We start from the raw sequence: 13,623 nt of genomic DNA, 5'->3' as shown, positions 1-13,623 counted from the left end.
TAGCGCCGCCGCGCCTGTGAGCAGTCTGCGGATCATGACGACACCTCCCGTCAGTCGAAGGGGATCCGTACGACGGACTGGTTGCCGACGCCGACCGTGCTGGTGCCGGGGCCGATCGCGTTCCAGACCTCTACGCGCACCTTTCCGTTGGTCAGGTCGCCGAGCGCACCGGTGGACGACTTGAGGCCCTTCGCCTGGGTGTAGTGCTCGTAGCCCGGCACGGGATCGGTGGCGAAGTAGTGGTACGTCTCCGTCCGGTCCCAGGTCCCGTCGCCCGTACGGTCGTAACTCACCCTGACCTGCTGGCCGTTGGCGACCGTCGTGCCCGCGTCCACGAAGAGGTCGAACTGCGTGGCCCCGCCGTTGTATCTGCGGGTGATCCCGGACGAGGTGAAGACCTGCGGACTGTGCGGGGTGCCGTCGTAGTTCGCGCCGCCCGCCGACGCGAGGCTCACCGTCGCGGCCGATGCCGCCGCGTCACCCGCGCCGCCTCCCGTACGCAGATACAGCTGCGAGGAGCCGGACGGCGGCGGCGTCGTGGGCGGGTCGGTGGTGGGCGGGTCGGTCGGCCCGCCGGCGCCCTTGGTCCAGACGGCGACATAGTCGACGAGCATCGGGCGGCCGGGGACGGTCGCGGGAGTCGGCGTCTTGCCCGCGAGCGCGTCGGGGAACGCGCCGCCGATCGCGACGTTGAGCAGGATGAAGTAGCCGGCGTGCTCGGTCATGTTGGCCCAGGTGCCGGCATCCATCCGGTTCTGGTTCACGCTGTGGAAGAGCTGGCCGTCCACGTACCAGCGCAGCTCATTGGGTGAGACGGAGCGGTCCCACTCGAAGCGGTACGTGTGGAAGGCGGACTGGCAACTGGCGCCGGGGCAGGCGCGGTTGTTGGCGATGCCGCTGGTCTCGTTGCAGGGGCCGCCGGGGTTGACGCCGCAGTGCAGCACGCCCCAGACGGAGTTGATGCCGTTGACGTTCTCCATGATGTCGAACTCGCCGATGGACGGCCAGTTCCAGTAGTTGCCGCGGTACGGCGAGCCCAGCGCCCAGAAGGCGGGCCAGTAGCCGAGCGCGGCGTCGCCGGTGACGTTCGGCATCTGGATCCGGCCCTCGATGCGCAGCGTGCCGCCGGCGGGAGCCTTGAAGTCGGCGCGCTTGGTCTCGATGCGGGACGAGGTCCAGTTGCCCGCGCCGTCACGCAGCGGCGTGATGCGGAGATTGCCGCCGCCGTCGAGCGAGACGTTGTCGGGGCTGCTCGTGTAGTTCTGGATCTCTCCGGTGCCCCAGTTGCCGGGCCCGCCCGGGTAGCCGTGCCCGGTGTCGATCTGCCAGTTGGCGCCCGAGGGCAGGGACCTGTTGGGCCCGTTGAAGTCGTCGCTCCACTGGAGGTTCCAGCCGGGCGTGGGGGGTACGTCGCCGCGCGCCGTACCGGCGCCGCTGACGGCTATGAAGCCGGCCAGTGCGACGGCCAGGGCGACGAGGATGGTGAGGAAGGGGATGCGTCTGATGCGGCTCGTGCTCAAGGGACACCTCCGGGAGGGGGCGGTGCGCTGGGTTTCGGAGCGCGCTTGAGAGCGCTCTCAGAGAGTTTTGTAGATGTAGCCAGTGCGAGCGTCAATGGCTGTACATCGTTAACTTCTTGAACGTGAGCGGCAGTTGAGCGAGTTGCCTGGTGGGAGCGGGGGAGAGGCGGAAGCAGTTCGTCCGGGCGGGCGGGGCGCTGGCCCGCCGTTCAGTACGGCGGGGGCGTGCGGCGCCGGCCCGTGCGCCCGGCCCGGCGTGGTCAATCGGCCGCCGCGGCCGTCCCGGTCGCGTCCAGTGCCGCCAGTTCCTCCTCGCTCAACACCAGTTCGGCCGCTGCCGCCGAGTCGCGGATGCTCTGGGGGCGACTGGCCCCCGGGATCGGGATCACCGTGGAGGAGCGGGCCAACAGCCAGGCGAGCGCGACCTGTTGCGGGCTCGCGCCGTGGTTGCGGGCCACCGTGTGGAAGGCGGCGTACGGGCCCTGCTCCTCGGGCCCGCCCGACCTGCCGTCCAGCGAACTGCGCGAGATCCCGCCGAGCGGGCTCCACGGCATAAACGCCAGACCCAGTTCCGCGCAGAGCCGCAGCTCGGCCTCGCCGTCCCGCATCGCCGCCGAATAGCGGTTCTGTACGGACACCAGCCGGTCGCCCAGCATCTCCCGCGCCAGCCGGATCTGGCCGACGTTCACATTGGAGATCCCGGCCAGCCGGATCGTGCCCTCGTCGAGCAACTCGCTCAGCGCACCCAGCGATTCCGCGAACGGAACCGCCGGGTCCGGCTTGTGCAACTGGTACAGGCCGATCGCCGGCCCGCCGAGCCGCGCCAGCGAAGCCTTCGCCGCCCGCTTCAGATACTCCGGGTCCCCGTTGACCGTCCAGTCGCCGTCGTCGGTCCGCCCGCGCCCGCCCTTCGTCGCGACCAGTACGGCATCGGCGTCGCCGCCGTACGCCGCCAGCGCCCGTGCGACGAGCAGCTCACCGGGCCCCGGCTCGCCGCCCGGCGCGTAGTACGAGTCGGCCGTGTCGATCAGCGTCACGCCCGCGTCGAGCGCGGCATGCACCGTGGCGACGGCCTGCCGCTCGTCGGGATGCCCCTCGATCGACAGTGGCATCGCCCCGAGCCCGATCGCGCTCACCCGAAAGCCGTTCCCGCCCAGCGTGCGGTATCGCATTACCGCACCTGCTTCCGGGCTGCCAGCGTCTGCGCGACGGCCTGCCGCAGCCATTCCGAGGAGTGCCGGAAGACGTAACCGAGCTCCGCCGCCCGCGCATTGTCCATTCCGTACGAACGGGAGAAGGAGAACGGAGAGACCTCGCCGACCTCCACCGGAAGAAACTCCGCGCGTCCGCCGATCTCGTGCTCGATCGCCGCGCAGATATCGGCAGTCGTGAGCGGGCCGTACGCATTCGCATTCACCGGTCCGTTGAATTCCTGGCCTCCCACCCAGGCCAGGAAGTCCGCGATCTCCTCGACATGGACATACGTCGCGGGCTGGTTCGCGGCGGGCACGGCGATCGGCTCGCCCGCCTCGATCCGCTCGGCGTAGTGGTCCACCCGACCGGTGAAGTCGTCGTCCCCGCCGAGGACATGAGCGACGCGCACCGACACATACGGAAAGGCGGGACCTGCCTGGACCGCCGAACCGGCCTGGACCGCCGAACCGGCCGCGAAGACGGCCTCTGCCTGCCGCTTTCCCTCGCCGTAGTGCTCCTCGCGGAAGTTCGCGTCGTCCCACGGCAGCGTCAGGTCCACGGCCACCGTCAGCGGGTCGACCGCGTGCTCGCGTACCGGCGTCGCCGAGTGCTCGTACTCGTACACCTCGACGGTGGACGTCATCACATAGCGGCGCGTGCGGCCCGCGAAAACGCGCCGCGCGATATCCGCCTGCCGCGGCGTGTAGCAGACCTGGTCGAAGACGACATCGAACGTGCGCGAACCGAGCGCGGCGCGCAGCGATTCTTCGTCGTCGCGGTCCGCGACCAGATGTGTCACTCCGGCGGGCGGCGGCGACGATCCGCGATTGATGACCGTGACCCGGTCGCCCGAATTCAGCAGCCGGTCGATCAGCCGCTTTCCGAAGTACCGGTTTCCGCCGATGACACATATGTCGCGCACTTGGATGTCCCGCATTCCCAACTCCCTCTCGTCGTACGTCAAGTGTTACGTTTATGCGCCACACGATGAAGGGGGAGACATGGGAGATCCGGCCGCTCTGCCGAAAGAACCACGGCATCTGCGTCCCGCCGCCGTCGAAACCTCGGCGGCCACCTTCGACCAGGTCGACCGGCAGATCCTGGAGCTCGTCCAGAGCGACGGCCGCATCAAACTCAGCGAACTGGGCCGCCGGGTCCGGCTGAGCCCCGCGGCGGTCACCGAGCGGGTCCGCCGGCTGGAGGCGTGCGGCGCGATCACCGGCTACGGCGCGCATGTCTCGGCCGCCCGTCTCGGCTACGGCATCCAGGCCTTCATCCGGGTCAATCCGCACGGCGGCTACAACCTCAAGCACCCGCGGACGCTGGAACTGCTGGCCCGCCCGGAGGTGATCGAGGCACACCATGTCGTCGGCGAGGACTGCTGGATCATCAAGGTCGCGGTGACCGACACGGTGCATCTGGAGGATGTGCTGGAGGCGACGTCGGCACTCGGCCGTACGACGACATCCATCGTGCTGACCTCGCCGCTGGAACGGAAGCCGCTGCTGCCGCCGTCGACGCCACCGCGGTGACCTCGATGTTTACCTTTCGGTGAGTACCTGACTTATTTGTCGGTACTTGTGGGCCGGTGGGCGCCGAAGAAGCATGGCTGTCATGTCGACCACGAACACGCCACGTACCCCGGTCACGGTCATCGGCCTCGGCGCGATGGGCCAGGCCCTCGCCGGAGCCTTCCTCGAAGCCGGCCACCCCACCACCGTCTGGAACCGCTCCCGGTCCAAGGGCGACAGCCTGGTCGTCCGTGGCGCGGTGCGCGCCGAAACCGCCGAAGAGGCGGTACGGGCAACTGAGTTGACCGTCGTCTGCGTCGTCGACTACGACGCGTCACAGGCGATCCTCGCACCGCTGGCCGAGGCCTTCGAGGGCCGCGTCCTGGTCAACCTCACCTCGGACACCCCGGAACGCTCCCGCGAGGCCGCCGCCTGGGCCGCCGAACACTCCATCGCCCATCTCGACGGTGCGGTGATGGTCCCGACCCCGCTCATCGGCTCGCCCGAGGCGCTGCTCTTCTACTCCGGCTCGCAGGAGGCCTTCGACCGCCACGAGCCGACGCTCAAGGCGCTCGGCGGCAAGGCCGCCTTCGTCGGCACGGACCCGGGCCTCGCCGCGATCTACGACCTCTCGCTGCTGGACTTCTTCTACGGCAGCATCTCGGGCCTGGTGCACGCCTACGCCCTGGCCACCGGCGACGGCGTCAAGGCGGCCGACCTCGCGCCGTATCTCAGCACCATCGTCCAGATCCTGCCGCCCATCGCGGAGTACACGGCCGCCAACATCGACGCGAGCAGCTACCCCGGCACGCAGGCCAACCTCGGCATGATGGCCGCGGGCGTGGACCACATCCTGCACGCGGCCCGCACGCGCGGGCTCGATGTCTCGCAGCTGGAGTCGATCAAGTCGGTCGCGGACCGGGCCGTGGCGAAGGGCCACCGGGACGACGACTGGGCGAGCACGTACGAGGTGCTCGCGGACCGGGACCAGAACCCGTCGGCCGCGTAGTCCGGACAGGCAGCTACCTGCCCGGGACCGGCTGGAGCACGTCCTCCAGCTCTTGCAACAGGCGGCGCTTGGGCCGGGCGCCCACCATCGACTTCACCGGTTCGCCGTTGCGGAAGACCATCAGCGTCGGCATCGAGAGCACGCCGTACCGCGTCGTGGTCTCCGGATTGGTGTCCACATCGAGCTGCACGACCTTCAGCCGGTCCGCCTCCTCGCGCGCGACGGCGCTCAGCACCGGCGCGATCTGGCGGCACGGCGGGCACCAGTCCGCCGTGAACTCGACCAGGACCGGGAGGTCTGCCGCCAGCACCTCGTTGTCGAAGTCGGCGTCCGTCACCTCGGCGACGCCCTCTGCGTGGATCATTCGCTCGTCCCTCCCATTTCACAGCGCGGTTCGGGCCCGCCCGGCAGCTCCGCCTCGGCCCGCGCGAGTTCCGCGCCGACCTGGGCGCGGACCGACTGGAGCTGGTCGATCAGGCCGTCGAGCTCGGCGAGTTTGCGGCGGTAGACGGCGAGCGAGGCCGGGCAGGAGTCGCCCGCCGGGTGGCCGGCGCGCAGACACTCGACAAAGGGCCGGGTCTCCTCCAGCTCGAAGCCGAAGTCCTGCAGCGTCCGGATCTGCTGGATCAGCCGCACGTCGTCCTCGTCGTACGTGCGGTAGCCGTTGCCGGTGCGCCGCGCGGGCAGGAGTCCGCGGGACTCGTAGTAGCGCAGAGTGCGGGTCGTGGTCCCGGCCCGCTCCGCAAGCTCGCCGATTCGCATGTCTTCGACGGTAATCCTTGACGTCGGGGTCAAGGCAACGGTGGTTGCCGCCTCAGGACTCCGCGGCCGACCGGTTCAGGATCCGTGCCAGCTCGACCGGCTGGGAGAACATCGGCCAGTGGCCCGTGTCCATCTCGACCAGCCGCCACCGCTCGCTCTTGAGCAGTTCGGCCACGTCGTCGTTCGGCTCGGGTCCGTCCAGCAGGCACTTGATATAGGTCGCCGGGAGCTCGCCGAGCGGGCGGGCCAGCACGGCCGGCTCGGTCAGTGTGGCGCCCGGGTGGGGTGTCGAGCCACCGACGAACCTGGCGGTCTGTTCGCCGGTGAGGCCCTGGCCGTCGCAGTCGGGCGCGGTCAGGGGTGCCCAGAAGCCGCCGTTCTCGGCGATCGCGGCCGCCAGTCTCGCGGAGGCGAACGCCGCGCCGTTCACCGGGACTTCGGAGTCGACGAAGACGACGCGGGCCAGCCGGTCGCCGATCCGTTCGGCGGCCTGGCCGACCGGGATGCCCGAGTAGCTGTGGCCGACGAGGACGACATCGCGCAGATCGAGGCGCTCGATCTCGTCGACGATGTCCTGTACATGGGTCTGCTGCCCGGCCGGGATGCCCTGCTTCTCGGCGAGGCCGGACAGCGTCAGGGGGTGGGTGCCGTGCCCGGCCGCCTGCAGCTCGGGCACGACTTCGTCCCACGCCCACGATCCGAGCCACGCGCCCGCCACGAGTACGAATTCAGTCATGCCGGCAACGTAGCGCAGGGGTCTGACAACGCGGCTCGGCCCGACCGGCGGATCGGGCCCGCGTCAGGAGACGTAGAGCTGAGACCTCGGGACGATGACCTGCTCCATGCTCGGGCTGGACCAGAACAGCTTCATATGCGCTTCACCGGTCCGCTCCGTGTGCTCGACCCTGATCGCGTACTTCCGTCCGGCCTGGAGGCCGGTGACCGTGGCCTTGTTCAGCTGCGGCACATGGGGCGTGGTGTTGTCGACGACGAGCCGGCCGTCGACCCAGACGCGGACCGTGTCGTCGGAGACGGACGTGAAGGTGAGCGGCTCGCTGTAACGGGGCTGGACGAAGCCCGTCCAGCGGGTGGCGAAGTTGTCGGCGGGGATGCCCGGGGCCGGGGAGCCGTCGAAGCGGTAGGCCTTGTTGATGGTGGGGTCGGTCGTGGTGGCTGCCGGGGTGCCGGTGAACGTGGTGTTGGCGAAGGACTCGGCCTTCAGGCCGGTGCCGGTGCCGGCGGCCGTCGGCGAGGGCGGGGTGATCGAGAGTTCGATGACCGAGGCCGCGCCGTCCACGGCGGCGCCGGACGGTCTGATGTCGAAGCCGTCGCCGGCCTTGGTGACACTGACGGTCTGCGAACTGTTCAGCACCCGGGCGCTGTTGACCGTGAACGGCACCTTCGCGGTGAGGTGCAGCGCCTGCCCGGCCGCCGGCCAGGAGGGTGTGAACACCGAGGCGTACAGCTTGGCGTGGCCCTTGCGGGCGACCGCGCCCCACGCCGGGTCGGCGACGAGTCCGGTGGCGCCGCCCGTGCCGTACACGGCAGATCCCTGCCCGGCGGTGTTCAGCCAGCGGCCCACATCGTCGAGCCGGTCGAGCGAGGGCGCGGGGATCCGGCCGAGCTTGTCCGGGCCGACGTTGAGCAGGTAGTTGCCGCTGCGACTGGAGATGTCGAGCAGATTCTGGACGACGGTCGTGGCCGTCTTCCAGTTGTTGTCGTGCTTCGCGTAACCCCAGCTGTTGTTGAGGGTCATGCAGCTCTCCCACAGCTGGCCGTCGACCGGAGCGCCGGGGATGCTCTGCTCCGGGGTGCCGTAGTCGCCGTCGACGACGCGCCGTTTGCCGACCCGGTTGTTGATGATCAGGCTCGGGTCGAGACCTCGCAGATAGGTTTCCAGCGCGGCGCCGTCCTGCGGTGACCAGCGGTTCACCGGGTTGTCGGTGTCCCATTCGCCGTCGAACCAGAGCAGCGCCGGATCGTAGTTGTCGATCAGCTCCTTGAGCTGCGCGTACATCCGGGTGCGGTACGCCGGGAAGGTGGCGGGGTTCGGGAAGTCCGGGTCGTGCCAGTCCCAGATCGAGTAGTAGAAGCCGAGCTTGATGCCCTGCGCGTCCGCTTCGGTCTTGAGCTCGGCGAGGATGTCGCGGCTGGCGCTGAAGGAGGAGTGGTCGCGCAGGTTCCAGGTGTTCTGCTTCGTCGGCCACATCGCGTATCCGTCATGGTGCTTGGACGTGATCACGATGTACTTCTGGCCCGCGTTCTTCGCCGCGGTGACGATGGCCCGGGCGTCGAAGGCGGAGGGGTTGAACTGCCGCGCGGCTGCCTCGTACTCGCCGGTCGGGATGGCGCAGGACCGCTTGATCCATTCGGCGTTCCGGCAGACGGTGCCGTCGGAGCGGGTGTACTCGCCCTCCAGCTGCGAGTACGCGCCGAAGTGGATGAACATCCCGAACTTGTCGTTGCGGAACCAGCTGGTGCGGGACGACGTGAACGGATCGTCGGTGGCGTGGTTCGTTCCCGGCCCCGCGGCGGCGGCCGGCCCGGCGGTCACGGCGGGCGCGGTGACGGCAAGCAGGACGGCGCCGAGCAGTAAAGACAGCGTCCTCAGGGACCTGAAGGATCGGAGGGATCTCCTACGGATGGCACGCATGGCGGCTCCAGATGTGGTGGGGAGCGTGCGCGCAACAGGGCGTCCTCCTGTCGCAGAGGGAAGGATGGACGCGGGATTCATCGGATGTCAATGCGTTCAACAAGGGTGATGTTGGCGGGAGTTGGGGTTTGCCGACGGCATTCATCCGATGACGAGTGAGGCTCATCGAAAGGGCTCATCGGGAGGTCCGGCCTCCTCCGGCAGGACGGGCTCGTGCCCGCGCAGACCCCGGCCTTCCGGCCGCGAAAGAAACAGAAAAATACCCCGGAACCGAATTGACGGCCGGGGTCTTTCTCTGAGTATATTAGGTAGTTGAGCGTCGTGCGCTTAAGTCATGCTAAAGCATGCGGAGAAGTTCAATAAAGGCACCATATCGCGTCAGGAGCTGAATTGTCAACTGGGGAAATGCGGCAGGAACAACAATTCGTCTCCCTCGCCCACGAGCGGCTCGACCAGCTCAGGGCCGAGGCCGAAGCTGCCATGCACTCGACGATCGCGCAGGTCAGCACCGGTCGACAGGCGCGCGTGGAGCGCGATATCGGTGTGGTCGAGCACTCCGCCTCGCTCGCCGCGCTGAATGCCGCCGACTCCGGGCTCTGTTTCGGACGGATCGACCGGCGCGACGGAGTGACGTACCACATCGGGCGTGCGGGAATCCGGCGGGACGATGAGGAACGGACTCCGCTGCTGATCGACTGGCGGGCTCCTGTCGCGCGACCGTTTTATCTCGCGACCGGTTATGAGCCGATGGGGCTGCGCCGCAGAAGGCACATCACCACGCACGGGCGCACCGTCACCGCCCTGCACGACGAGATCATGGATCTCGCCGACACCACCCGCACCGGATACGAGTCGCACGACGCCGACGAGGTGCTGCTTGCCGCGCTGAACAGCGCACGGACCGGCCGGATGGGCGACATCGTGTCGACGATCCAGGCCGAGCAGGACCACATCATCCGCGCACCGCAGCGCGGAGTGCTCGTCGTCGAGGGCGGACCGGGAACCGGGAAGACCGCGGTCGCGCTGCACAGGGCCGCGTATCTGCTGTACGCGAACCGCGAGCAGTTGGCCAAGCGCGCCGTGCTGATCGTCGGGCCCAACCCCGCCTTCCTCGGCTACATCGGCGAGGTGCTGCCCTCGCTCGGCGAGACGGGCGTGCTGCTGGCCACCGTCGGCGAGCTGTTCCCGGGCGTCACGGCCACCGGCGCGGACAGCCCGGCCGCCGCGGCCGTCAAGGGCCGGGCGGACATGGCCCGCGTACTCGCGGAGGCCGTACGGGACCGGCAGAAGGTGCCCGAGAAGGACGCCCCGATCGTGATCCCGCACGACGACGGAGAGCTGCTGGTCGACTGGGACATGGCCGTCGAGGCACGGCACAAGGCCCGCGAGACCGGGCTGCCGCACAACCTCGCCCGCCCGCACTTCGTCTTCCGGATCATCGACGATCTGACCACCCAGCTCGCCGACCGGATCGGCGCCGACCCGTACGGCGGCCCCAACTTCCTCGGCCCCGACGACATCGCCCAGCTCGGCAAGGCCGTCGCCGCCAGCGCCGACGTGCACTCCGCCGTCGCGTCACTGTGGCCCCCGCTGACCCCGCAGGAGTTCCTCGCCGACTATCTGGCGGAGCCCACTCATCTGGGCGAGGACGACACGGAGTTGATCAGGCGCGACAGGACAGCGGCATGGACCGCCGCCGACGTGCCCCTTCTCGACGAGTCCGCCGAACTCCTCGGCGAGGACAACTCCGCAGCCCTGGCCGCCGCCGAGGCCGAGCGGGCTCGGCAGATCGCCTACGCACAGGGTGTGCTCGACGTCTCCTACGCCTCCCGTACCTACGAGTTCGAGGACAAGCAGGACGTCGACGAAGACGCGTCCGAGGTCCTCGCCGCGCACGACATCATCGACGCCGAGCGGATGGCCGAGCGCCAGGAGGAGGCCGACCACCGCAGCGCCGCCGAGCGCGCCGCCGCCGACCGGACCTGGGCCTTCGGCCACATCATCGTCGACGAGGCGCAGGAGCTGTCGGCCATGGCCTGGCGGCTGCTGATGCGGCGCAGTCCGACCCGTTCGATGACCCTGGTCGGCGACCCGGCACAGACCGGAGACCTGGCCGGCTGCGACTCCTGGCAGGAGATCCTCGCCCCGTTCGTCCAGGACCGCTGGGAGCTGGCCCGGCTCGGCGTCAACTACCGCACGCCCGCCGAGATCATGGACTACGCGTCCGAGCGGCGCCGTGCCACCGACCCCGCCTTCGAGCCGCCTCGCTCCATCCGCTCGACGGGCGTACAGCCGTGGGAGCGCACCGTGCCCCTCGCGGAGGTGGCCCGGCTCGCCGCCGACGAGACTCCCGACGAGGGCAGGCTCGCGGTGATCGCACCGCGTGAACTGCACCACCGGCTCGGTGGGCTGGCACAGGACGACGGGCCGCTGGACCTGTCCCGGTCCGTCGTGCTCATCGATCCCCGCCAGGCGAAGGGCCTGGAGTTCGACACCGTCCTCGTCGTCGACCCGGACCGGATGAGCGCCAACGACCTCTATGTGGCGCTCACCCGGGCGACCCAGCGGCTCGGGATCGTCAGACCGGCCGCAGCCACACCGTCGCCAGCGGCGGCAGGGTGAGGGTGACGCTGGTGCGGTGGCCGTGCGCCGCCGTGGACTCCGGCTTCAGCGGGTCCGGGTTGAGCACATCGCCGCCGCCGTACCGCGCGGCGTCCGTGTTCAGGACCTCCGTCCAGGCGGGGACGGCCGGTGGGACGCCGATCCGGTACTCGTGGCGCACCACGGGCGAGAAGTTGGACACCGCCAGCAGCGGTGCGCCGTCCGCGTCGAAGCGGAGGAAGGCGAAGACATTGTCCTCGGCCGCGCCTCCGTCGATCCAGGCGAAGCCCTCCGGCACGGTGTCCCGCTGCCAGAGGGCAGGCGCCGCCGCGTACACCTTGTTCAGGTCCCGCACCAGATCCCGTACGCCCCGGTGGTCCGGCTCCGCCGCGTACGACGGGTCGAGCAGCCACCAGTCCGGGCCATGGCCCTCCGACCACTCCGCGCCCTGGGCGAACTCCTGGCCCATGAAGAGGAGTTGCTTGCCCGGGTGCGCCCACATGAAGCCGAGATACGCGCGGTGGTTGGCGCGCTGCTGCCACCAGTCGCCGGGCATCTTGGACACCAGCGCGAGCTTGCCGTGCACCACTTCGTCGTGCGAGATCGGCAGGACGTAGTTCTCGCTGTACGCGTACACCATCGAGAAGGTCATCTCGTTGTGGTGGAACTTGCGGTGCACCGGCTCGTGCGAGACATAGCCCAGTGAGTCGTGCATCCAGCCCATGTTCCACTTCAGGCCGAAGCCGAGGCCGCCGAAGCCGCCCGGACCGACATGGTGCGTGGCCCGGGTGACGCCGTCCCAGGCCGTGGACTCCTCGGCGATGGTGACGACGCCCGGGCAGCGCCGGTAGACCGTGGCGTTCATCTCCTGGAGGAAGGCGACCGCGTCCAGATTCTCCCGGCCGCCGTGCTCGTTCGGCGACCATTCGCCGTGCTCGCGCGAGTAGTCGAGATAGAGCATCGAGGCGACGGCGTCCACCCGCAGGCCGTCGATGTGGAACTCCTCGCACCAGTAGGTGGCGTTGGCGACCAGGAAGTTCCGGACCTCCTTGCGCCCGTAGTCGAACTCGAGCGTGCCCCAGTCCGGGTGCGCGGCCCGCGCCGGGTCCTCGTGCTCGTACAGCGTGCGGCCGTCGAACTCGGCGAGCGCCCAGTCGTCCTTCGGGAAGTGCGCCGGCACCCAGTCCACCAGCACGCCGATCCCGGCCCGGTGCAGCGCGTCCACCAGGTGGCGGAAGTCGTCCGGCGAGCCCATCCGGGACGTCGGTGCGTAGAAGCCGGTGACCTGGTAGCCCCAGGAGCCGCCGAAGGGATGCTCGGCGACCGGCATGAACTCCACATGCGTGAAGCCCAAGTCCTTGACGTACGCCGGGAGTTGTACAGCCAGCTGGCGATAGGTCAGTCCGGGGCGCCACGAGGCCAGGTGCACCTCGTAGACCGAGAGCGGGGCTTCGTGCACCGGGCGGTCGCCGCGGCGCGTCATCCACTCCTCGTCGCGCCACACATGGTGGGACTCGGTGACGATCGACGCGTTGGCGGGCGGCACCTCGGTGCGCCGGGCCATCGGGTCGGCGCGCAGGGTGTGCGAGCCGTCCGGGCGCATGATGTCGAACTTGTACAGCGCTCCCTCGCCGACGCCCGGCACGAACAGCTCCCACACCCCAGTCGACCCCAGCGAGCGCATCGGGAAGCCGGTGCCGTCCCAGTAGTTGAAGTCGCCGACGACCCGCACTCCGCGCGCGTTCGGCGCCCAGACCGTGAAACGGGTGCCGGTGACGCCCTGGTGCGCCATCGGCTGCGCGCCGAGCGCCCGCCACAGCTCCTCGTGCCGGCCCTCGCCGATCAGATGCAGATCGAGGTCGCCGAGCGAGGGCAGGAAGCGGTACGGGTCGTGCGTCTCCACCTCGACGGTGCCTTCGCCGTCCGGCGCGTCGTACGCGACCAGGAGCTGGTACTCCGGGACCGTGCGCAGGGGCAGCATTCCGGAGAACAGGCCGTCGCCGTCCTCGTGCAGCTCCGCCCGCAGCCCCTTGCCGAGCACGGTCACCCGCCGGGCGAACGGGCGCAGTACCCGCAGCTCGACGCCGCCGCGCTGGACATGCGCGCCGAGCAGCCCGTGCGGATCGTGGTGGCCGCCGGACAGCAGCCGCTCCCGGTCGCCGTCGGAGAGCGGCCGGGCCGCGCGCACGCCGTGGCTGCCACCCGCCCGTGGCGCTGCCGCCGCTTTCTTGGCCCGCGGCTTCGCCGGGGAGGCGTCGGCCGGGCGCTTGGGCACATAGGGGTCGGAGGAATTACGGGACGGGGGGCGGGCGGTCACGGGGGTCGGCCTCCTTGGAGCGGTGCGGGCGGTGATGGTTCATGTGGTGGCCCGGC

11 protein-coding genes are annotated in these 13,623 nt (G+C 69.8%); 3 read left to right on the top strand and 8 right to left on the bottom strand.

Annotation, left to right across the window (positions count from 1 at the left end):
* Positions 1-50: 50 nt before the first annotated feature.
* The 3 genes from ACH4YL_RS07835 to ACH4YL_RS07825 form a co-directional block, all read right to left on the bottom strand.
* Entirely contained in the window at positions 51-1,520 is a 1,470-nt protein-coding gene (locus ACH4YL_RS07835) for a glycoside hydrolase family 16 protein (RefSeq protein WP_398505861.1), read from the bottom strand.
* Positions 1,521-1,780: 260 nt separating this feature from the next.
* The gene (locus tag ACH4YL_RS07830) at positions 1,781-2,692 is read right to left on the bottom strand and encodes an aldo/keto reductase (protein WP_398505859.1); all 912 of its coding nucleotides are present in this window, start codon (positions 2,690-2,692) and stop codon (positions 1,781-1,783) included.
* Positions 2,692-3,651 (bottom strand): NAD-dependent epimerase/dehydratase family protein, encoded by a 960-nt coding sequence (locus ACH4YL_RS07825; protein ID WP_398505857.1) that lies wholly within the window; start codon positions 3,649-3,651, stop codon positions 2,692-2,694. The genes ACH4YL_RS07830 and ACH4YL_RS07825 overlap by 1 nt, the downstream gene beginning before the upstream one ends.
* 64 nt (positions 3,652-3,715) lie before the next feature.
* Here ACH4YL_RS07825 and ACH4YL_RS07820 point away from each other — a divergent pair, with 64 nt between their 5' ends.
* Positions 3,716-4,246 carry an Lrp/AsnC family transcriptional regulator gene (locus ACH4YL_RS07820; protein WP_398505855.1) on the top strand — a complete coding sequence of 177 codons (531 nt, stop codon included), beginning with the start codon at positions 3,716-3,718 and terminating at the stop codon, positions 4,244-4,246.
* 82 nt (positions 4,247-4,328) lie between these two features.
* On the top strand, positions 4,329-5,234 hold the full coding sequence (locus ACH4YL_RS07815; protein WP_398505853.1) for an NAD(P)-dependent oxidoreductase: 906 nt from the start codon (positions 4,329-4,331) through the stop codon (positions 5,232-5,234).
* 13 nt (positions 5,235-5,247) lie between these two features.
* On the opposite strand, the gene trxA is transcribed toward ACH4YL_RS07815, so the two are convergent.
* From trxA to ACH4YL_RS07795, 4 genes are all read right to left on the bottom strand, one after another.
* Positions 5,248-5,598 carry a thioredoxin gene (trxA, locus tag ACH4YL_RS07810; RefSeq protein ID WP_398505851.1) on the bottom strand — a complete coding sequence of 117 codons (351 nt, stop codon included), beginning with the start codon at positions 5,596-5,598 and terminating at the stop codon, positions 5,248-5,250.
* Positions 5,595-5,996: a MerR family transcriptional regulator gene (locus ACH4YL_RS07805; RefSeq protein ID WP_398505849.1), complete on the bottom strand. Its 402-nt coding sequence runs from the start codon at positions 5,994-5,996 to the stop codon at positions 5,595-5,597. The genes trxA and ACH4YL_RS07805 overlap by 4 nt, the downstream gene beginning before the upstream one ends.
* 52 nt (positions 5,997-6,048) lie before the next feature.
* Positions 6,049-6,732: an alpha/beta fold hydrolase gene (locus ACH4YL_RS07800; RefSeq protein WP_398505847.1), complete on the bottom strand. Its 684-nt coding sequence runs from the start codon at positions 6,730-6,732 to the stop codon at positions 6,049-6,051.
* A gap of 63 nt (positions 6,733-6,795) precedes the next feature.
* Complete coding sequence (locus tag ACH4YL_RS07795; protein WP_398505845.1) at positions 6,796-8,649, bottom strand: alpha-L-fucosidase; 1,854 nt, start codon at positions 8,647-8,649, stop codon at positions 6,796-6,798.
* Between the two features lie 405 nt (positions 8,650-9,054).
* Here ACH4YL_RS07795 and ACH4YL_RS07790 point away from each other — a divergent pair, with 405 nt between their 5' ends.
* The gene (locus tag ACH4YL_RS07790; protein WP_398505843.1) at positions 9,055-11,271 is read left to right on the top strand and encodes a HelD family protein; all 2,217 of its coding nucleotides are present in this window, start codon (positions 9,055-9,057) and stop codon (positions 11,269-11,271) included.
* On the opposite strand, the gene glgB is transcribed toward ACH4YL_RS07790, so the two are convergent.
* Positions 11,228-13,567: a 1,4-alpha-glucan branching enzyme gene (gene glgB / locus ACH4YL_RS07785; protein WP_398505841.1), complete on the bottom strand. Its 2,340-nt coding sequence runs from the start codon at positions 13,565-13,567 to the stop codon at positions 11,228-11,230. The two genes, ACH4YL_RS07790 and glgB, sit on opposite strands and share 44 nt — an antisense overlap.
* Between the last annotated feature and the right edge of the window lie 56 nt (positions 13,568-13,623).

This window comes from Streptomyces sp. NPDC020681 (assembly GCF_044334895.1).
Lineage (GTDB): Bacteria > Actinomycetota > Actinomycetes > Streptomycetales > Streptomycetaceae > Streptomyces.
Note: the sequence above shows the minus strand (reverse complement) of the source record. Positions and strands in the feature narration are given on the sequence as shown.

Bases quoted from the DNA above. Each gene is read 5' to 3' on its own strand.
- ACH4YL_RS07830 (WP_398505859.1), bottom strand. From the start codon at position 2,692: ATGCGATACCGCACGCTGGGCGGGAACGGCTTTCGGGTGAGCGCGATC.
- ACH4YL_RS07825 (WP_398505857.1), bottom strand. From the start codon at position 3,651: ATGCGGGACATCCAAGTGCGCGACATATGTGTCATCGGCGGAAACCGG.
- ACH4YL_RS07820 (WP_398505855.1), top strand. From the start codon at position 3,716: ATGGGAGATCCGGCCGCTCTGCCGAAAGAACCACGGCATCTGCGTCCC.
- ACH4YL_RS07815 (WP_398505853.1), top strand. From the start codon at position 4,329: ATGTCGACCACGAACACGCCACGTACCCCGGTCACGGTCATCGGCCTC.
- trxA (WP_398505851.1), bottom strand. From the start codon at position 5,598: ATGATCCACGCAGAGGGCGTCGCCGAGGTGACGGACGCCGACTTCGAC.
- ACH4YL_RS07805 (WP_398505849.1), bottom strand. From the start codon at position 5,996: ATGCGAATCGGCGAGCTTGCGGAGCGGGCCGGGACCACGACCCGCACT.
- ACH4YL_RS07800 (WP_398505847.1), bottom strand. From the start codon at position 6,732: ATGACTGAATTCGTACTCGTGGCGGGCGCGTGGCTCGGATCGTGGGCG.
- ACH4YL_RS07795 (WP_398505845.1), bottom strand. From the start codon at position 8,649: ATGCGTGCCATCCGTAGGAGATCCCTCCGATCCTTCAGGTCCCTGAGG.
- ACH4YL_RS07790 (WP_398505843.1), top strand. From the start codon at position 9,055: ATGCGGCAGGAACAACAATTCGTCTCCCTCGCCCACGAGCGGCTCGAC.